The 17,969-nt window shown below is 70.6% G+C and carries 19 protein-coding genes; 17 read left to right on the top strand and 2 right to left on the bottom strand.

Going from position 1 to position 17,969, the window contains the following annotated elements; all coding sequences use genetic code 11:
* Positions 1–186: 186 nt before the first annotated feature.
* Positions 187–765, top strand: coding sequence for a hypothetical protein (locus tag ACFC02_RS02255; protein WP_376350912.1), 579 nt, complete (start codon positions 187–189; stop codon positions 763–765).
* 121 nt (positions 766–886) lie between these two features.
* Here ACFC02_RS02255 and ACFC02_RS02250 read toward each other — a convergent pair whose 3' ends face one another.
* The gene (locus ACFC02_RS02250) at positions 887–1,192 is read right to left on the bottom strand and encodes a ferredoxin (RefSeq protein WP_376350910.1); all 306 of its coding nucleotides are present in this window, start codon (positions 1,190–1,192) and stop codon (positions 887–889) included.
* 243 nt (positions 1,193–1,435) lie between these two features.
* Here ACFC02_RS02250 and arc point away from each other — a divergent pair, with 243 nt between their 5' ends.
* The 6 genes from arc (at position 1,436) to prcA (ending at position 7,655) form a co-directional block, all read left to right on the top strand.
* Positions 1,436–3,202, top strand: a complete 1,767-nt coding sequence (gene arc, locus ACFC02_RS02245) for a proteasome ATPase (protein ID WP_360965678.1) — start codon at positions 1,436–1,438, stop codon at positions 3,200–3,202.
* Between the two features lie 235 nt (positions 3,203–3,437).
* Positions 3,438–4,949: a depupylase/deamidase Dop gene (dop, locus tag ACFC02_RS02240; RefSeq protein WP_376350907.1), complete on the top strand. Its 1,512-nt coding sequence runs from the start codon at positions 3,438–3,440 to the stop codon at positions 4,947–4,949.
* Between the two features lie 181 nt (positions 4,950–5,130).
* Complete coding sequence (locus ACFC02_RS02235) at positions 5,131–5,349, top strand: ubiquitin-like protein Pup (protein ID WP_360965673.1); 219 nt, start codon at positions 5,131–5,133, stop codon at positions 5,347–5,349.
* Between the two features lie 33 nt (positions 5,350–5,382).
* Complete coding sequence (locus ACFC02_RS02230) at positions 5,383–6,000, top strand: endonuclease VII domain-containing protein (protein WP_376350903.1); 618 nt, start codon at positions 5,383–5,385, stop codon at positions 5,998–6,000.
* Positions 5,952–6,797, top strand: coding sequence for a proteasome subunit beta (gene prcB, locus ACFC02_RS02225; protein ID WP_376350900.1), 846 nt, complete (start codon positions 5,952–5,954; stop codon positions 6,795–6,797). The genes ACFC02_RS02230 and prcB overlap by 49 nt, the downstream gene beginning before the upstream one ends.
* A 60-nt stretch (positions 6,798–6,857) precedes the next feature.
* Positions 6,858–7,655, top strand: coding sequence for a proteasome subunit alpha (gene prcA, locus ACFC02_RS02220; protein ID WP_376350897.1), 798 nt, complete (start codon positions 6,858–6,860; stop codon positions 7,653–7,655).
* A 67-nt stretch (positions 7,656–7,722) separates the two neighbouring features.
* Here the strand turns inward: prcA and ACFC02_RS02215 are convergent, their stop codons facing one another.
* Complete coding sequence (locus tag ACFC02_RS02215) at positions 7,723–8,739, bottom strand: LacI family DNA-binding transcriptional regulator (protein ID WP_376350895.1); 1,017 nt, start codon at positions 8,737–8,739, stop codon at positions 7,723–7,725.
* Positions 8,740–8,887: 148 nt separating this feature from the next.
* Between ACFC02_RS02215 and ACFC02_RS02210 the strand changes: the two genes are divergently transcribed.
* The 10 genes from ACFC02_RS02210 (at position 8,888) to tatC (ending at position 17,966) form a co-directional block, all read left to right on the top strand.
* Positions 8,888–10,156: an MFS transporter gene (locus ACFC02_RS02210; protein WP_376350892.1), complete on the top strand. Its 1,269-nt coding sequence runs from the start codon at positions 8,888–8,890 to the stop codon at positions 10,154–10,156.
* A gap of 9 nt (positions 10,157–10,165) precedes the next feature.
* Complete coding sequence (pafA, locus tag ACFC02_RS02205; protein ID WP_037859616.1) at positions 10,166–11,527, top strand: Pup--protein ligase; 1,362 nt, start codon at positions 10,166–10,168, stop codon at positions 11,525–11,527.
* Positions 11,528–11,668: 141 nt separating this feature from the next.
* Entirely contained in the window at positions 11,669–12,682 is a 1,014-nt protein-coding gene (locus tag ACFC02_RS02200; protein ID WP_376350888.1) for an FKBP-type peptidyl-prolyl cis-trans isomerase, read from the top strand.
* A gap of 60 nt (positions 12,683–12,742) precedes the next feature.
* Complete coding sequence (locus ACFC02_RS02195) at positions 12,743–13,114, top strand: FKBP-type peptidyl-prolyl cis-trans isomerase (protein ID WP_360965651.1); 372 nt, start codon at positions 12,743–12,745, stop codon at positions 13,112–13,114.
* Between the two features lie 161 nt (positions 13,115–13,275).
* Positions 13,276–14,277, top strand: coding sequence for a WYL domain-containing protein (locus ACFC02_RS02190; protein ID WP_360965648.1), 1,002 nt, complete (start codon positions 13,276–13,278; stop codon positions 14,275–14,277).
* A gap of 18 nt (positions 14,278–14,295) precedes the next feature.
* Entirely contained in the window at positions 14,296–15,411 is a 1,116-nt protein-coding gene (locus ACFC02_RS02185) for a helix-turn-helix transcriptional regulator (RefSeq protein WP_376350885.1), read from the top strand.
* Positions 15,408–15,701 carry a hypothetical protein gene (locus ACFC02_RS02180; RefSeq protein WP_376350882.1) on the top strand — a complete coding sequence of 98 codons (294 nt, stop codon included), beginning with the start codon at positions 15,408–15,410 and terminating at the stop codon, positions 15,699–15,701. The genes ACFC02_RS02185 and ACFC02_RS02180 overlap by 4 nt, the downstream gene beginning before the upstream one ends.
* Before the next feature lie 493 nt (positions 15,702–16,194).
* Positions 16,195–16,389 carry a hypothetical protein gene (locus tag ACFC02_RS02175; protein ID WP_360965639.1) on the top strand — a complete coding sequence of 65 codons (195 nt, stop codon included), beginning with the start codon at positions 16,195–16,197 and terminating at the stop codon, positions 16,387–16,389.
* Between the two features lie 289 nt (positions 16,390–16,678).
* Complete coding sequence (tatA, locus tag ACFC02_RS02170; protein WP_376350879.1) at positions 16,679–16,972, top strand: Sec-independent protein translocase subunit TatA; 294 nt, start codon at positions 16,679–16,681, stop codon at positions 16,970–16,972.
* A gap of 49 nt (positions 16,973–17,021) precedes the next feature.
* The gene (gene tatC, locus ACFC02_RS02165) at positions 17,022–17,966 is read left to right on the top strand and encodes a twin-arginine translocase subunit TatC (protein ID WP_376350876.1); all 945 of its coding nucleotides are present in this window, start codon (positions 17,022–17,024) and stop codon (positions 17,964–17,966) included.
* Positions 17,967–17,969 lie beyond the last annotated feature (3 nt).

Here is a 17,969-nt window from a genome sequence, read left to right as displayed (position 1 = left end):
CGCGCGGCGGCCCTCCCCCCCCCCCCCCGGCCGCCCCCCCCCCCACGGCGCTCACACGTTGAGCTCGTAGCGGAAACACGCGGTCAGCGACCCCGGCGAGTACCCACCCCACCGTTCCCCCGCACTGTGACGTGTGGCACGATGCTGGCCACCCCACCGGCACAGCCCTCACGGGAGACACTCCTAGTGCAGCACTCCGCCGTCCCGGACCTGGCACACACCCACACCCGCCCCATCCACTGGGTCGCCACCGCCGCCGCAGTCGCCGGTGTCGTCGCACTCTCCCCGGTCCTCCAGCCGCTCTCCGCCACCGCCGCCCAGCACGACGGCACCCGGACCGCGAGCGCCCCCGCGGCAGCCGCACCCCCCACCACCACCGGCGTGACGTTCCCCATCCAGTGCGGGACCCTGAAGGCCGTCGTCGCCAAGAAGGCCGCCGGAGACCTCGACCACGACGGTCGCCCGGAGACCGTGGCCGTCGTCCACTGCGACGCCTCCATGGGCACCCCGCCCGACGCCGTCTACGTCCTCACCCACGCCCGGGGCACCACCACGCCCCGCGTCGTGGCCACCCTCGTCGACCCCAAGGACCGGTACACGGTCACGGACTTCGCCGTACGCGCCGGCGAGGTCTCCGCCACCCTGCTCGGCTACTCCTCGCCCGACGTGCCCAATTGCTGCCCCGACCTGAAGGACGGCGCGAAGTGGCAGTGGAAGAACGGCGCGTTCGTCCGCTCCGGGCCGGACCGGGCACGCAGTGTGTGAGACCCGCCCCCGCGGCCGGCAGCCGACCGCGGACGGACCCGCGCGGGGGCCGGTCAGCATGGTGAGGAATCAGACAGTGCTGACGTGTATCGGGCGGCGGTGACGGCGCGGAACCGGCCGGTCACTCCGCGTCGGGCCCGTACACCTCGACCTTGTCCGAAACACGGCGCACATGGATGCACTCGCCGGGACACTCCTTCGCCGAGTCCGCCACGTCCGTGAGAAGCGGCAGCGGCACGGGCGTTGTCGCCCCCCGCGCCTGGAGCAGCTCGTCACCGGAGCCCTTCACGTAGGCCAGACCGTCGATGTCCAGCTCGAACACCTCGGGCGCGTACTGCGCACAGATGCCGTCACCGGTGCACAGGTCCTGGTCGATCCAGACCTCCAGCTCCTCGCCACCGTCCGCGATCCGCTGCTGCACGCTCATGTCTCCTGCCGTTTCACGTCGAGCCGGGCGGGAATCAGGCCAGCTCGGACGGGTGTTGAACGTCTCGACCCTACCTCCGTCGGCTTTCCAATCATGTTCGGTGGGTATTCCCCTGGCGTGAGGGAGAGCGCAAGGGTGAAGATCGGACACACCCCGACAGTCTTTGTGATCTAGGGGTTTCAATCGACACCCACCCAGGTAGGGTCTGGAAGCGTCCAGCTCCCCTTGGAGGAGGTGAGGACCGTGGCAGCCCACGACGACGACATGAACCGCGGCATCCGCCCGGGACGAGGGTCCGACGACCCGGCCGGGCAGATCGCCTACCTTGAGCAGGAGATCGCCGTCCTGCGACGCAAGCTCGCCGACTCTCCGCGGCACACGAGGATCCTCGAAGAGCGGATCGTCGAGCTGCAGACCAACCTGGCCGGCGTGTCCGCGCAGAACGAGCGACTGGCGAACACGCTCCGCGAGGCACGCGACCAGATCGTGGCCCTCAAGGAGGAGGTCGACCGGCTCGCTCAGCCGCCCGCAGGGTTCGGCGTCTTCCTGCAGTCCAACGAGGACGGCACCGCCGACATCTTCACCGGCGGCCGCAAGCTGCGGGTGAACGTCAGCCCCGGCGTCGAGCTCGACCAGCTCAGGCGCGGCCAGGAAGTGATGCTCAACGAAGCACTCAACGTGGTCGAGGCCATGGAGTTCGAGCGCGTCGGCGACATCGTCACCCTCAAGGAGATCCTCGAGGACGGCGAGCGCGCCCTCGTGCTCGGGCACACCGACGAGGAGCGGGTGGTGCGGCTCGCCGAGCCGCTGCTGGACGTCACCATCCGCCCCGGCGACGCCCTGCTGCTCGAACCCAGGTCGGGCTACGTCTACGAGGTCGTGCCCAAGAGCGAGGTCGAGGAACTCGTCCTCGAAGAGGTCCCCGACATCGGCTACGAGCAGATCGGCGGCCTCGGCAACCAGATCGAGATGATCCGCGACGCGGTCGAGCTGCCGTACCTCTACCCGGACCTGTTCAAGGAGCACGAACTGCGCCCGCCCAAGGGTGTGCTGCTCTACGGGCCGCCCGGATGCGGCAAGACGCTCATCGCCAAGGCCGTCGCCAACTCGCTGGCCAAGAAGGTCGCCGAGGTCACCGGCCAGGCCGCCGGCAAGAGCTTCTTCCTCAACATCAAGGGCCCCGAGCTGCTGAACAAGTACGTCGGCGAGACCGAGCGGCAGATCCGCCTCGTCTTCCAGCGCGCCCGGGAGAAGGCCAGCGAGGGCACCCCCGTCATCGTCTTCTTCGACGAGATGGAGTCCCTCTTCCGCACCCGCGGCTCCGGCGTCAGCTCGGACGTGGAGAACACCATCGTCCCCCAGCTGCTCGCCGAGATCGACGGCGTGGAGGGCCTGCAGAACGTGGTCGTGATCGGCGCCTCCAACCGCGAGGACATGATCGACCCCGCCATCCTGCGGCCCGGCCGACTGGACGTGAAGATCAAGATCGAGCGTCCGGACGCCGAGGCGGCCAAGGACATCTTCGCGAAGTACCTCACCGAGCGCCTGCCGCTGCACGGCGACGACCTCTCGGAGCACGGCGGCGACAAGGGCGCCACGGTCGGCGCCATGATCCAGACCGCGGTCGAGCAGATGTACGCCGAATCCGAGGAGAACCGCTTCCTGGAGGTCACCTACGCCAACGGCGACAAGGAAGTCCTCTACTTCAAGGACTTCAATTCCGGCGCCATGATCGAGAACATCGTGGGCCGCGCCAAGAAAATGGCGATCAAGGACTTCCTGGAGAAGAACCAGAAGGGTCTCCGCGTCTCCCACCTGCTCCAGGCATGCGTGGACGAGTTCAAGGAGAACGAGGACCTGCCGAACACCACGAACCCGGACGACTGGGCCCGGATCTCCGGAAAGAAGGGCGAGCGGATCGTCTACATCCGCACCCTCATCACCGGAAAGCAGGGCGCGGACACCGGCCGCTCCATCGACACGGTGGCGAACACCGGTCAGTACCTGTAAAAACAGGGCGGCTGCGGGTGCCCTCACCGGGTACCCGCAGCCGACTGCTTTCCAGGGGCCACCGCACGGAGCAGGCAATGACGCAAATGATCTCCCCACCAGCGCAAAGGCGTTCTAGGCTCTTTCGTACCGCCGGGTCGCGCAGTGCGGGGACGGGCACCGCACAGGCACCCGAGCACCAGCGGTACTTGAGCGCCGCCCTCGACCGAGGGCGCCGCCGGGCAAGGAGGGCCGCATGACCGTACGGCGAGTGATGGGCATCGAGACGGAGTACGGGATCTCCGTCCCCGGTCACCCCAACGCCAATGCCATGCTCACCTCGTCCCAGATCGTCAACGCCTACGCGGCGGCGATGCACCGGGCCCGCCGGGCCCGCTGGGACTTCGAGGAGGAGAACCCGCTGCGGGACGCCCGCGGCTTCGACCTCGCCCGCGAGGCCGCCGACTCCAGCCAGCTCACCGACGAGGACATCGGCCTGGCCAACGTCATCCTCACCAACGGCGCACGGCTCTACGTCGACCACGCCCACCCCGAGTACAGCGCACCCGAGGTCACCAACCCGCGCGACGCCGTGCTGTGGGACAAGGCGGGCGAGCGGATCATGGCCGAGGCCGCCGAACGGGCCGCCCAGCTGCCCGGCGCCCAGCCGATCCACCTCTACAAGAACAACACCGACAACAAGGGCGCCTCCTACGGCACGCACGAGAACTACCTGATGCGGCGGGAGACCGCCTTCTCCGACATCGTGCGCCACCTCACGCCCTTCTTCGTCTCCCGCCAGGTCGTCACCGGTGCAGGCCGCGTCGGCATCGGCCAGGACGGCCACGAGCACGGCTTCCAGCTCAGCCAGCGCGCGGACTACTTCGAGGTCGAGGTGGGCCTGGAGACCACGCTGAAGCGCCCGATCATCAACACGCGCGACGAGCCCCACGCCGACGCGGAGAAGTACCGCCGGCTGCACGTGATCATCGGCGACGCCAACCTCTCCGAGATCTCCACCTACCTCAAGCTGGGCACGACCTCCCTGGTCCTGTCCATGATCGAGGACGGCTTCATCGCCGTCGACCTGGCCGTGGACCAGCCCGTCCGCACCCTGCACCAGGTCTCGCACGACCCGTCGCTCAAGCGGCTGATCACCCTGCGCAGCGGCCGGACACTCACCGCGGTGCAGCTCCAGATGGAGTACTTCGAGCTGTCGCGCAAGTACGTCGAGGAGCGCTTCGGCGCCGACGCCGACGAGCAGACCAAGGACGTCCTCGCCCGCTGGGAGGACACCCTCAACCGCCTGGAGAACGACCCGATGAGCCTGGCCGGCGAGCTGGACTGGGTCGCCAAGCGGGAGCTGATGGAGGGCTACCGGCGCCGCGACGGCCTCGACTGGGACGCCGCCCGCCTGCACCTCGTGGACCTCCAGTACGCCGACGTACGTCCCGAGAAGGGCCTGTACAACCGTCTGGCGGCCCGAGGGCGGATGAAGCGGCTGCTGGACGAGTCCGAGGTCGACCGGGCCCGCAGGAAGCCGCCGGAGGACACCCGGGCGTACTTCCGCGGCCGCTGCCTGGAGCAGTACGCCGACGACGTGGCCGCGGCCTCCTGGGACTCGGTCATCTTCGACCTGCCGGGCCGCGACTCGCTCCAGCGCGTCCCAACCCTGGAACCGCTTCGCGGAACGCGTAATCACGTCAAGGAGCTGCTCGACCGCTGCCGTACCGCGGAGGACCTGGTCAGGGTCCTGTCCGGCAACTGAGCGGGTACCCGGACCGGACCGGCCGGACAGGGTGGAAAACCCCCTGGCCGGGAATCATCGAGATGGCCCCCGGACGTTGCGGAAACCGTGGGGCCGATGTCGGACCCGGCTTGTAGGGTCTGATCATCACCGATCGGCGGTAACGCCGACCATGTCGGGCGAACTGAGCGGGGTGAGGGTTATGGCAACGAAGGACACCGGCGGCGGCCAGCAGAAGGCGACGCGCGCGACCGAGGAGGTCGAGGAGCAGGCGCAGGACGCACAGGCGGCCGAAGACCTCAAGGAACGCCACGAGAAGCTGAGCGACGACGTGGACGACGTCCTGGACGAGATCGATGATGTGCTCGAGTCCAACGCCGAGGATTTCGTGAGGTCATTCGTGCAAAAGGGAGGGGAGTGAAGGACTGAAAGACCTTCACTCCAAGATTCGAAAGTGGGGGTGGGAGTGGCCGGCGGCCCGAATGCGAAGGAATACGGGAAGGGCAGGCGGAAGCTGCTTCTTGCCGCGTTCGCACGGGACAAGAATCGGGGGGACGGCCTCCGGACCTACCGCCGGGAGTGCGTGGCGGAGCACGGTGCCGCGCACTCCCGGCGCCGGCCGAAGGCCGTGGGAAAGCCGGTCCGCGAGAAGGCCGGCGTCCCGGCGGCGCACAAGCTCTGCCGGGCGCGTGGCGAAATCGAGCCCCACGGTGAGTGGCATCGCAACACGACAGCCTCCGACGGCCTGTCGACCCGCGGCAAGACCTGCCGGGCGATCCGGGGGCGGCGAGATCATCCGAAGCGCCGCTACGGCCTCACCAGGGCTGAGCGCGACGAGTTGATCACCTCCCGGGGAGGCGCCTGCTGTACATGTCTGCCGGCTCCGCCGGAGCATGTGGATCACTGCCGTCGGACGGGTAGGGTCCGTGGCGTACTGTGCTTCAGCTGCAACGCCGCACTGGGGCAGTTCAAGGATCGGCCCGATGCCATGAGGCGGGCTGCTGCTTATGTGGAAGGAAACGCGTGGAAGCCAACACTCGTAGCACCGGGCGTCTACCAGCTGCCTTCCTGACGCCTGGGTCCTCGTCCTTCATGGACTTCCTCTCCGAGCACCAGCCCGAGCTGCTGCCCGGCAAGCGGCAGCTGCCGCCCGCGCAGGGGGTGCTTCAGGCGCCGCACGGCACGACGATCGTGGCCGTGGCCTTCCCCGGGGGCGTCGTGCTGGCCGGTGACCGGCGGGCGACCATGGGGAACGTCATCGCGCAGCGGGACATCGAGAAGGTGTTCCCGGCGGACGAGTACTCGGCCGTCGGCATCGCCGGCACGGCCGGTCTGGCCGTGGAGATGGTCAAGCTGTTCCAGCTGGAGCTGGAGCACTTCGAGAAGGTCGAGGGCGCGCAGCTGTCGCTGGAGGGCAAGGCGAACCGGCTGTCGACCATGATCCGTTCCAACCTGGGCATGGCCATGCAGGGCCTCGCCGTCGTGCCGCTCTTCGCGGGGTACGACGTCGACCGCGACAAGGGCCGCATCTTCTCCTACGACGTCACCGGCGGCCGTAGCGAGGAGCACGGCTACGCGGCCACGGGCTCCGGTTCGATCTTCGCGCGCGGCGCCATGAAGAAGCTCTTCCGCGAGGACCTGACCGAGGCCGAGGCGACCACACTGGTGGTGCAGGCCCTGTACGACGCGGCAGACGACGACTCGGCGACCGGTGGTCCCGATGTCGCCCGCCGGATCTATCCGATCGTCACCGTGATCACCGATGACGGCTTCCGCCGGCTCACCGAGGACGAGTCCTCCGAGATCGCCCGCTCGGTGCTGCAGCGGCGTCTGGAGCAGCCGGACGGCCCGAGGGCCGCGCTGCTGTAGCGGCGGGCGGTCCTTGCCCAGGGTGATCGAGTGACCTCTACAGAAAGGGACGGATAACCGGTGTCGACGCCGTTCTATGTCTCACCCCAGCAGGCGATGGCGGACCGGGCGGAGTACGCCCGCAAGGGCATCGCCCGCGGCCGCAGCCTGGTCGTGCTCCAGTACGCCGACGGAATCGTGTTCGTCGGTGAGAATCCGTCCCGCGCGCTGCACAAGTTCAGCGAGATCTACGACCGGATCGGGTTCGCGGCCGCCGGCAAGTACAACGAGTACGAGAACCTGCGGATCGGCGGTGTCCGCTACGCCGACCTGCGGGGTTACACCTACGACCGGGACGATGTGACCGCGCGCGGTCTGGCCAACGTCTACGCCCAGACGCTGGGCACCATCTTCTCCAGCGCGGCGGAGAAGCCGTACGAGGTGGAGCTGGTGGTCGCCGAGGTGGGGGAGACCCCGGAGGGCGATCAGATCTACCGGCTGCCGCACGACGGGTCGATCGTGGACGAGCACGGCTCGGTCGCGGTCGGCGGCAACGCCGAGCAGATCAGCGGTTACCTGGACCAGCGCCACCGGGACGGGATGACGCTGGCCGAGGCGCTGAAGCTGGCGGTGCAGGCGCTGTCCCGCGACACCAACGGCAGCGAGCGGGAGATTCCCGCGGAGCGCCTGGAAGTGGCCGTACTGGACCGGACGCGTCCGCAGCAGCGCAAGTTCAAGCGCATCGTGGGTCCGCAGCTGGCCCGGCTGCTGCGCGGCGGCAGCACCGACACGTCCAAGGACACCGACGAGCCGGAGGACTCCTCCGGGTCCGACGGGAGCGGGACGGACGGGACCGGGTCGGACGAGACCGGGAAGTAGCCCCCCGCGGGTGTTCCGGGTGCCCCGGCCGGCGTCTCTTCGACGTCACGGCCGGGGCACCGGCGTCTCAGGAGGGCCGTGGCGGGGCCGTGGAGCCGCGGACGACCAGTTCCACCGGGATGTCGCCGCCGCGCGGCGTACGGCCCTCCAGGACCGCCAGGAGGGCGTGCATACCGCGTTCGCCGAAGAGTTCCGCGTCCAGCCGCACGGTGGTCAGTTCGGGGTCGATGGCGGTGGCCAGGGCCAGGTCGTCCAGGCCCGTGACGGACAGGTCGTCGGGGACCCGCAGGCCGAGGCGGCGCAGCGCCTTGTAGGCGCCCGCGGCCAGTTTGTCGTCGTCGCAGACCAGCGCGGTGGGGCGGGGCCCGGGCGCGTGGAGCGCGGCCTCCGTGGCGGCCCGGGCGTCCTCGATGGAGATCGGGGCGCGGGCGGTGCGCACGGAGGTGTCGGGCCGGGCGCCCACGCGGGCGGCCAGCTCCCTGGAGCGCACCTCGAAGGTCCAGGAGGGCACGTCGGCGGCGAGGTGGAGGAAGCGCCGGTGGCCGAGGCCGAGGAGGTGGTCGGCGACCTGGCGTACGCCGTCCGCGATGTCCAGGTTCACCGTGGCCGCGCCGAGACTGCCCTCGGGGTCGCTGTCCAGCATGACCAGGGGCAGCTGGTCGCCGCGGATGGCGGTGAGGGCGTCGGCGGCCATGGAGGAGGCGATCACGCCGTCGAGGGCGGCCTGGGCGGAGGCGAAGGGGTTCCGCGCCGGGCCGATGCCTTCCGGGGAGGGGTAGAGGACGACGCCGAAGCCGTGGTCGGCGGCCACCCGGGCGGCGCCGGTGTAGACGCCGGCGAAGAACTCGGTGGTCAGGGCGGGGACGACGAGCAGGACGGTCCGGGTGTGGCCGAGGCGCAGGTTGCGGGCGGCGAGGTTGGGCCGGTAGCCGAGGTCGCGGGCGGCCTGCCGGACCCGCTGGGCGGTCGGCTCCGAGACCCGGCCGCGCCACTTGTCGCCGAGGACCAGGGAGACGGCGGCCTGGGAGACCCCGGCGGCCTGGGCCACGTCCCGGCTGGTGGGGCGCGTGCTTCCTCGTGCCACCGTGGCGCTGCTCCTTAGCTGCTGGCCGTGTGCCGCCGGACACTCCGGCCCTTCGGTCCACGTCCGTCGTCTGGACTGGTGAACAGCGCACATGGTACGTATGGCGGGAGAAGTTATACGTAAAACCTGGTTCGCTGGAGGGCGTGCGATGGCCGCGGGATTCGCGGGATACCTGGAGATCCTCAGGGCGCGGCACGCCGCCCGGCTGCTGACCGGCACGCTCGTGGGGCGGCTGCCGAACGCGACCGCGGCGATCGCGATCGTGCTGTTCGTCCGCGCCGAGGGCGGCACGTACAGCCTCGCGGGGGCGCTGGCGGCGGTGTACGGCGTCGCGAACGCGGTGGGCCAGCCGGTGCTCGGGCGGTTGGTCGACCTCTACGGGCAGCCGCGCGTCCAGCTGCCCGCGGCGCTGGCGGCGGCCCTGGCGATGTCCGCCTTCGCGTTCAGCGGGACGCGCTCGCCCGTGCTCGCCTGGGCGGCGGTGGCCGCGGCCGGGCTCTTCACCCCGCCGCTGGAGGGCGGTCTGCGGGCCCTGTGGCCCTCCGTGCTGCGCGGCCAGGAGCAGGTGCACGTGGCATACGCGATGGACGCGGTGGCGCAGGAAGTCATGTTCACCGTCGGACCGTTGCTGGTGACGCTGTGCGTGTCGCTGTGGTCGGCGCAGGCCGCCCTGGTGGTGCTGAACGTCCTCGGGGTGCTGGGCGCGCTGTCGGTGGTCCTCTCGGCCCCTTCCCGGGCCTGGCGTTCGGCGCCGCGCGAGGCGCACTGGCTGGGCGCCCTGCGCTCACCCGGTCTGCTGGCCCTGCTGGGGGCGTTCCTGTTCATCGGGATCGCGCTGGGCTCGATCACGGTGGCGGCGGTGCCGTACGCGGACGGGCACGGGGGCGACGCGGTGTACGGCTGGCTGATGGCGGCGCTGGGGCTCGGCGCGCTGGTGGGCGGGGCCGTCTACGGGGCGCGGCAGTGGGCGGGTGTGCCCGAGCGGCGACTGCGGGTGCTGGTGGCGCTTCTGGCGGTGTGTTACCTGCCGCTGACGCTGATGCCGGGCGCGGTGGCGATGGTGCTGCTGACGGTGGTGTCCGGGCTGTTCCTGGCGCCGTGCATCGCCTGTGCGTTCATCATCGTGGACCGGCACGCGCCGAGGGGGACGGTGACGGAGGCGTTCTCCTGGCTGGTGACGACGTTCACGGTGGGCGCTTCGGTGGGGACGGGGGTCGCGGGCCCGGTGGTCCAGGCGGGCGGCGCGCTGTGGGGGTTCGCCGTGCCGGCGGGGGCGGGGGCCGTGTCGTTGCTGGTGCTGCTGGCCACCGGATCGGTCCTCGCAGCTCCCGCCGGGCGGCCGGTCGTTGCGGCTTCATCGGAAAATGATCCAAATCGTGCTGCCGAACCCCGTTTCAGCTCGGGGGATCGGGCGTAATGTTCAGTCATGGACCGCCGCATTTTCGGGCTGGAGAACGAGTACGGCGTCACGTGCACGTTCAGGGGACAGCGCCGCCTGTCGCCTGACGAGGTGGCGCGGTACCTCTTCCGCCGTGTCGTGTCATGGGGCCGCAGCAGCAATGTGTTTCTGCGAAACGGCGCCCGGCTCTATCTCGACGTGGGGTCACATCCGGAATACGCGACACCCGAGTGTGACAATGTGACCGAACTGGTCACCCACGACAAGGCCGGCGAGCGCATTCTCGAGGGACTCCTGGTAGACGCGGAACGACGCCTGCACGAGGAGGGAATCGCGGGCGACGTCTACCTCTTCAAGAACAACACGGACTCGGCGGGCAACTCCTACGGCTGTCACGAGAACTATCTGGTGGCACGGCACGGGGAGTTCTCCCGGCTCGCGGACATCCTCATTCCGTTCCTGGTCACCAGGCAGTTGCTCTGCGGTGCCGGAAAGGTCCTGCAGACGCCGCGCGGGGCCGTGTACTGCGTGAGCCAGCGGGCCGAGCACATCTGGGAGGGCGTCTCCTCGGCGACGACCCGCTCCCGGCCGATCATCAACACGCGCGACGAGCCGCACGCGGACGCCGAGCGCTACCGCAGGCTGCACGTCATCGTGGGCGACTCGAACATGTCCGAGACGACGATGCTGCTGAAGGTCGGGGCCACCGACCTGGTGCTGCGCATGATCGAGGCGGGCACGGTGATGCGTGACCTGACCCTGGAGAACCCGATCCGGGCGATCCGCGAGGTCAGCCACGACATCACGGGCCGCCGCAAGGTGCGCCTGGCCAGCGGTCGCGAGGCCTCCGCCCTGGAGGTGCAGCGGGAGTACTACGAGAAGGCCGTGGACTTCTGCGAGCGCCGCGGCATCCGCACCGGCACGGTGGAGCAGGTGCTGGAGCTGTGGGGCCGCACGCTGGACGCGATCGAGAGCGAGGACCTCGACCGGATCGGCACCGAGATCGACTGGGTGATGAAGTACAAGCTCATCGAGCGGTACCGGGCCAAGCACAACATGACCATGTCGCATCCGCGGGTCGCCCAGATAGACCTCGCCTACCACGACATCCACCGCCGTCGTGGGCTGTACTACCTGCTGGAGAAGAAGGGCCAAGCAACCCGGATCTGCAACGACTTGAAGATCTTCGAGGGCAAGTCGGTACCGCCGCAGACCACTCGGGCGCGGTTGCGCGGCGACTTCATCCGGCGGGCGCAGGAGCAGCGCCGTGACTTCACGGTCGACTGGGTGCACCTGAAGCTGAACGATCAGGCGCAGCGCACGGTGTTGTGCAAGGACCCGTTCCGTTCGGTGGACGACCGGGTGGAGAAGCTGATTGCCGGAATGTGACCCGGACGAGGTGAGCGACGCGTTCCCGCGCTGATTGCCGGAACGCCACACGGGCGCCGTACGTTTCACGTGCGGCGCCCTTCTCGCACCGTAGAGTTGCGCGCACGCCATCCACAAGATCGACCGATTACGAGGCCCACCGTGCGCCGACGCTCTCTGCTTCTTTCCGCCCCCGCGGGACTGGTCACCCTGGCCGCCTGCGGCAACGACAAGTCCGGCTCGGGCAGTGCCGGTGACACCGTCTCGCAGTCGCCCTCGCCCACGGCCCCGGCGACGTCCGCCGCCCCGCCGCCGAAGATCGTCTCCGGGCCGCTCCCGGCGATCACGGCGGGCACGAAGCCGGGCGAGAAGCCGACCGTCGCCAAGGGCAGCGGCTCCCCGTCCAAGGACGTCGCGGTCAAGACGGTGATCGCGGGCGGCGGCCGTACGGTGGCGGAGAACGACTACGTCCAGGCGCACTACCTGGGCCAGATCTGGGACACGGCGAAGGTCTTCGACAACTCCTACGACCGCAAGACGCCCCTGCTCATCCAGCTCGCGCAGGGCACGATCATCGACGGCTGGCGTTACGCGCTGGCCGGTAAGAAGGTCGGCAGCCGGGTGCAGTTCTCGGTCCCGCCGACCTGGGGCTACGGCAAGCAGGGCAACGCCCAGGCGGGCATCAAGGGCACCGACACGCTGGTGTTCGTCGTCGACGTGCAGAACGCGTTCAACTCCAAGAGCTCGGCCAAGGGCAGGACGGTCCCGCAGAACGACGCGAACCTGCCCAAGGTCGGCACCAATACCGACGGCGCGGCCCCCTCCCTCGACGTGCCCAAGAAGCCGGCGCCGAAGAACCTGGTGGCGGACTACGTCATCGAGGGCGACGGTCCGGTGGTCAAGGCGGAGAGCACCGTGCTCGTGCAGTACAAGGGCGTGCTGTGGGACGGCGGCAAGGAGTTCGACTCGACGTACAAGAGGAACCAGCTGACGTCGTTCTCGCTCCAGCAGGTCGTCAAGGGGTGGGCGCAGGGCCTGACCGGCAAGAAGGTCGGCAGCCGCGTCCTGATCGTCATCCCGCCGTCCCTGGGATACGGCGACAACCCGCCGCCGGACAGCGGCATCCAGAAGGACTCCACGCTGGTGTTCTCCGTGGACATCCTGGCCGCGATGTGAGCGGCCGGGGATGTAAGACTGTGGATGTTGCCTTTTCGCAGACAAGCAGGAGCTAGAGACGTGAGCATCGACAAGCCCGAGATCGACTTCCCGGGCGGCGAGCCCCCGGCGGACCTGGAGATCAAGGACATCTGGGAGGGCGACGGCGAGGTGGCGCAGGCGGGCCAGACCGTCACCGTCCACTACGTGGGTGTCGCCTTCAGCACCGGCGAGGAGTTCGACGCCAGCTGGAACCGGGGCACCCCCTTCCGCTTCCCGCTGGGCGGCGGCCGCGTCATCCAGGGCTGGGACCTGGGCGTGCAGGGCATGAAGGTCGGCGGCCGGCGCCAGCTGACCATCCCGGCCCACCTGGCCTACGGCAACCAGAGCCCGACCCCGGCGATCCAGCCCGGTGAGACGCTGATCTTCGTCGTCGACCTGCTCGGGGTCTGATCGCCGCCGCGCGGATCCGTCCGGGGAGCCGGTCGATCCCCGCGGGATGCGATTTCCCCGGGGCCCATGTCCGGCCGGGCATGGGCCCTCGGCTTTTGCCACCGCGCCGCGGGGCGGTACGGTCATCGGCAGTAGCACCATGAGGAAGGTGACGGGCGTCGATGGCCATTGCCAAGGCCGAGCGGCTGATGAACCTCGCGCTGTGCCTGCTCGGGACCCGGCGGCCGCTCAGCAAGCGCGAGCTGCGCGAGTCCATCGAGGCCTACGTCGAGGCCTTCGGACCGGGCAGGGGCACGGCCCCCGGACCGGACAGGGGTGCGTCGGGATCCGACGACTCCTTCAACCGCATGTTCGAGCGGGACAAGGACGACCTGCGCGAGCTGGGGCTCGTCATCGAGACCGTGGAGAGTCTGGACGGCGAGGTCGGCTACCTGGCCCGCCGGGACAGCAACCGGCTGCCGCCCATCACCCTGGACGCCGAGGAGGCCGCCGCCCTGGGGCTGGCGGCCAAGGTCTGGCAGCAGGCCCGGCTCGCCGGGGCCGCCAGCGGCGCCCTGCAGAAGCTGCGCGCCGCCGGGCTGCCCGAGGACGTCGATCCGTACGAGGCGCACAGCGCCCTGGAGCCGCGCATCCCGGTGCACGAGGCCGCGTTCGAGCCGCTGATGCTGGCGTGCCGCGACCGCCGCCCGGTCCTCTTCGACTACCGCAAGGCCAGCGCCGCCCGCCCCGAACCCCGGCACGTGGAGCCGTGGGCGCTGGAGTGCTGGCGCGGCCACTGGTACCTGGCCGGCTTCGACCGCGACCGCGGCGCCGAGCGGGTGTTCCGGCTGTCGCGGATCACCGGCAAGGTGCGCTCGCGCGGAGCCCGGTTCACCGCTCCCGTACCGGACGTCGTCACCGTGCGGGAGACCGTCGCGGGCTGGGCGGGCGAGATCGCCGACCGCTCGGCGCGGATCCGGCTGCGCTCGGGGGCCGGGTACCCCCTTCGGGCGAAGGCGACCGCCGTCCGGGAACTCGGCGACGGCTGGGACGAGTTGGACATCCCGTACGGGCACGGACTGGACGCCTGGCTGGTGGAGTTCGGACCGGACGTGGTGGTCCTGGAACCCGCCGAGCTGCGGGCCGACGTGGTGGACCGGCTGCGTGCCGTGGCCAAGGGCTGAGGGGGAGCGAGCGACACAGTGGCAGGCAAACCGGTCAGGCCCGCGAACGCCATCGACCAGACCCGCCGGATGCTCTCCCTGGTGACCTACCTGAGGGAGCGCCCGGGCGCCCGGATCGAGGACGTGGCGCGCGCCTTCGGCATCAGCGAGGACGAGCTGGTCTCCGACCTCGACGTGCTGCCCATGTGCGGCACCAGCTTCCGCGGCGGTGATCTGCTCGACATCGACACCGACGGCGAGCGCATCTGGTGGCACAACCCGGCCGCGCTCGGCGCGGACGCCGCCGAGCCGCTGCGGCTGGCCGCCGACGAGGCGACCGCGCTGCTCGTCGCGGCCCGCGCGGTGGCCACCCTGCCGGGGCTGCGCGAGAGCGACCGCCAGGCGCTGTTGCGGGCGACCGCCAAGGTGGAGACCGCGGCCGGTGAGGTGGCGGGCGCCAGCTCGCGCCTCTCGGTGACCTTCGAGTCCGAGGGCGGCGTCTTCGCCGACGTCGACCGGGCCATCTCCGAGCGGCGCCGCCTGTGGATCCGCTACTACTCGCCCGCGCGCGACGAGGTCACCGAGCGCGAGATCGACCCCATCCGCCTGGTCAGCGTCGGACACACGTACGTGGAGGCCTGGTGCCGCCGCTCCGAGGCGCGCCGCACCTTCCGGCTCGACCGGGTCGCCGAGATCAAGATCCTCGACGAGCCGTCCGCACCTCCGGAGATAGAGCTGCGCGACCTGTCCGAGGCGCTGGTGCAGCCCGCCGCGGAGGACCCCGAGGTCGTCGTCGAGGTCGGCCCGGGCGGGCGCTGGGTCGCCGAGTACTACCCGCACGACAGCGCCGAGGAACTACCCGAGGGCGGGCTGCGTATCACGCTGCGCACCCCCGACCCGGCCTCGCTCAGACGCCTGGCGCTGCGCCTGGGCCGGGACGGCCGGATCGTCGCCCCGGTCGCGCTGGCCGACAGCGCCCGCCGGGCGGCGCGCGACGCCCTCGCGGCGTACGACGGCGTCGTGGAGGAGACCGGCCGGGAACCGCGGACCGGCGGGGCGGTCGCGGCGGCCGGGCGCGCCCCGGCCGGCCACACCGCGCACGGCGGCTCGCCGGAGCCCGCCCGGCCCCACGACAGGCAGGAGCGGGCGCTGTGAGCGAGACGACGACTTCCGGAGGCGGGGGCATGTCGGTGGCGGCGGCCTTCGCCGGGATGCGCAACGTGACGCCCGCGGTGTTCCGCGCGGGCTGTCCCGACTGCCGGGCCTGCTTCGAACTCGACGCGAGCGCGCTGCGTCTGGTGGTCGGCGCCAGCAGCCGTACCACCTTCTACTCCTTCACCTGCCCCGCGTGCGGCGTCTCGGCCCGCAAGCCCGCGGGGGAGCGCATCGTCGAACTGCTCACCAGCGGCGGGGTCAGGGCGCTGCGGCTGCACGGCGCCGTCTGAGGCCGGATCGCGGGGCGGCCCGGCGAGCGGGCTGACGTCCGCGTCCACTGAGGTGGGGCGCGGCCCGGGGGACCCGGGAGGGCGGTGGGGACGCGGCCGGTGTCGGCACACGGGAGCCCGGGCCTCCCTCGCCGGGTGTTCGCCGCCGGGAAGAGAGCAGGGGGGACGCGGGCCGCCGAACGGATCGCCGGACCCGGACCGGCAGGACCCGGACCGGCAGGACTCGGTCGGCCGGACCCGGACCGGCAAGACCCCGGTCGGCCGGACCCGGACCGGCAGGACCCGGATCGGCCGGCCAGCAGGGGACACCTGCCCCGCAGGTGAGGACATCCGCGGGGCGCCGCCGGCGTACGGACAGCCCGGTGCCTGACCTGACGGAACGGGCGGGCACGGGCAGGTCGGGGACCCGCCGGGGCCCTTCGCAGCCGCGACGCCCGCCCTGAGGCCGACGGCCTGGACGGATCGCCTTCCCGGACCGTCTAGGCTCAGGGGCATGGTGTGGCCGATGTTCGCGGTAGCTGCGGGGTTTCTGGGACTTGCCGTCCTCGGCGTGCTGGCGGTCCGGGTCTTCCTGGAGGCGCAACGCCTCGGCAGGCAGGTGTCGGACTCGGCGCGGCGCATCAACAGGGCCGCCGAGGATCTGGAGCGGGCCGCCGTGAGCGCGGCGCGGGCCGCCGACCCCCGTTGAGCCCGCCCCTGAGCCGGTCCCGGCCGGGCCGGAGCGGCCCGGGAACTTCTGTGAAGTTCGAAACGTCAGGTCCGGTGGAGTGCCGCGGCCTGTACCCACGCTCTTGTGGCTGGGTACGCTCTAGGCGCGGCCCGGTGATCGAGGCGCGGTCCGCACGGCACGAGTACACGTGGGGATGGTCTCGCGTTCATCCCCGGGCGATACGATCGCTGTCAGCACGATGGTCAGACCCCTGTCCGTCCGGTCGGTCAGGACCCGCCGCCCCGCCTCAGTGAGAAGGTGAAGACAGATGTTCCGCAACGCACTCGAGCCGTGGCACCTGGTGCTGTTGATTCTCGTGATCGTCCTCGTGTTCGGCTCGAAGAAGCTGCCGGACATGGCGCGCTCGCTCGGCAAGTCCGCGCGCATCCTCAAGAGCGAGGCCAAGGCGATGAAGGGCGACGGCAAGACGTCCTCGACCTCCGCCCAGCCGGCCGAGGAGGAGCAGACCCCGCAGGCGCAGCGCACGATCCAGGCCTCCCCCGGTGACGTGACGAGCTCCCGCCCGGTCGCCGAGCCGACGGACACGACTCCCCAGCGCTGACGCGAGGACCGGGACCTCTCCGGTCCACTGCACGAGATGAGGATGTGGGTTGCTCAAGCCGGCCCAGAAGAAGGAGAGGGATCCCGAGGGGCGCATGCCGCTCGCGGACCACTTGCGTGAGCTGCGCAACCGGCTCGCGAAGGGTGTCGCGGCGATTCTCGTCGTGACGGTGGTGGCGGCCTTCTACTACAAGGACATCACCAACTTCATCACGAAGCCGGTGCTGGACTCCATCGGGTGCCCGCAGACCTTCGGGCAACTGGCGAAGGCCAAGGACAACCACTGCGCCCACCTCACGGTCAGCGGTCTGCTGGCGCCCTTCACCCTGGCCCTGAAGGTCGCGCTGACGACGGGCATCGTGCTGGCGGCGCCGGTCTGGCTCTACCAGCTGTGGGCCTTCGTCGCGCCGGGCCTGCACCGGCACGAGAAGAAGTACGCCTACGCCTTCGTGGCGTTCGGCTTCCCGCTCTTCCTGGCCGGCGGCTACCTCGCCTACAACGTGCTGCCGACGACGGCGAAGTTCCTGATCGACCTGACGCCCAGCCAGGCGGAGAACCTGCTGCCCCTGGACGACCTGCTCGACCTGAGCATCCGCATGGTCGTCGTCTTCGGCCTCGCCTTCGAGATGCCGCTGCTGCTGATCATGCTCAACCTCACCGGTGTCCTGTCCGGCCGGCGCATGCTCGGCTGGTGGCGCGGCATGATCGTCGGCATCGCCGCCTTCGCCGCCGTGGCCACGCCCAGCCCCGACCCCGGCACGATGCTGTCCCTGGCGGCGCCGATCTGGGGTCTGTTCTTCATCGCCGTGGCGTTCTCCCTGCTCAACGACCGCCGCAAACTCCGCCGCGCCGGGACGGGCCTGTCCGACGACGAGGCCTCCGACCTCGACCTCACCCCCGAGGACATCGGCGACGTGGAGCCGGTCTCCGCCAACCGGGCCCTGCCGGAGCAGTCCGGCACGGAACGGGTCAACGGCTACGACGACGTGACCTGAGCC

It is taken from the genome of Streptomyces sp. NPDC056160, assembly GCF_042268205.1.
Classification (GTDB): Bacteria; Actinomycetota; Actinomycetes; order Streptomycetales; family Streptomycetaceae; genus Streptomyces.
Note: the sequence above shows the minus strand (reverse complement) of the source record. Positions and strands in the feature narration are given on the sequence as shown.

What these genes read in the sequence shown, in the direction of transcription:
- dop (WP_376350907.1), top strand. Translation starts at nt 3,438, where the DNA reads ATGACCGTACGGCGAGTGATGGGCATCGAGACGGAGTACGGGATCTCC.
- ACFC02_RS02250 (WP_376350910.1), bottom strand. Translation starts at nt 1,192, where the DNA reads ATGAGCGTGCAGCAGCGGATCGCGGACGGTGGCGAGGAGCTGGAGGTC.
- ACFC02_RS02190 (WP_360965648.1), top strand. Translation starts at nt 13,276, where the DNA reads ATGGCCATTGCCAAGGCCGAGCGGCTGATGAACCTCGCGCTGTGCCTG.
- tatA (WP_376350879.1), top strand. Translation starts at nt 16,679, where the DNA reads ATGTTCCGCAACGCACTCGAGCCGTGGCACCTGGTGCTGTTGATTCTC.
- ACFC02_RS02175 (WP_360965639.1), top strand. Translation starts at nt 16,195, where the DNA reads ATGGTGTGGCCGATGTTCGCGGTAGCTGCGGGGTTTCTGGGACTTGCC.
- ACFC02_RS02210 (WP_376350892.1), top strand. Translation starts at nt 8,888, where the DNA reads ATGGCCGCGGGATTCGCGGGATACCTGGAGATCCTCAGGGCGCGGCAC.
- ACFC02_RS02235 (WP_360965673.1), top strand. Translation starts at nt 5,131, where the DNA reads ATGGCAACGAAGGACACCGGCGGCGGCCAGCAGAAGGCGACGCGCGCG.
- pafA (WP_037859616.1), top strand. Translation starts at nt 10,166, where the DNA reads ATGGACCGCCGCATTTTCGGGCTGGAGAACGAGTACGGCGTCACGTGC.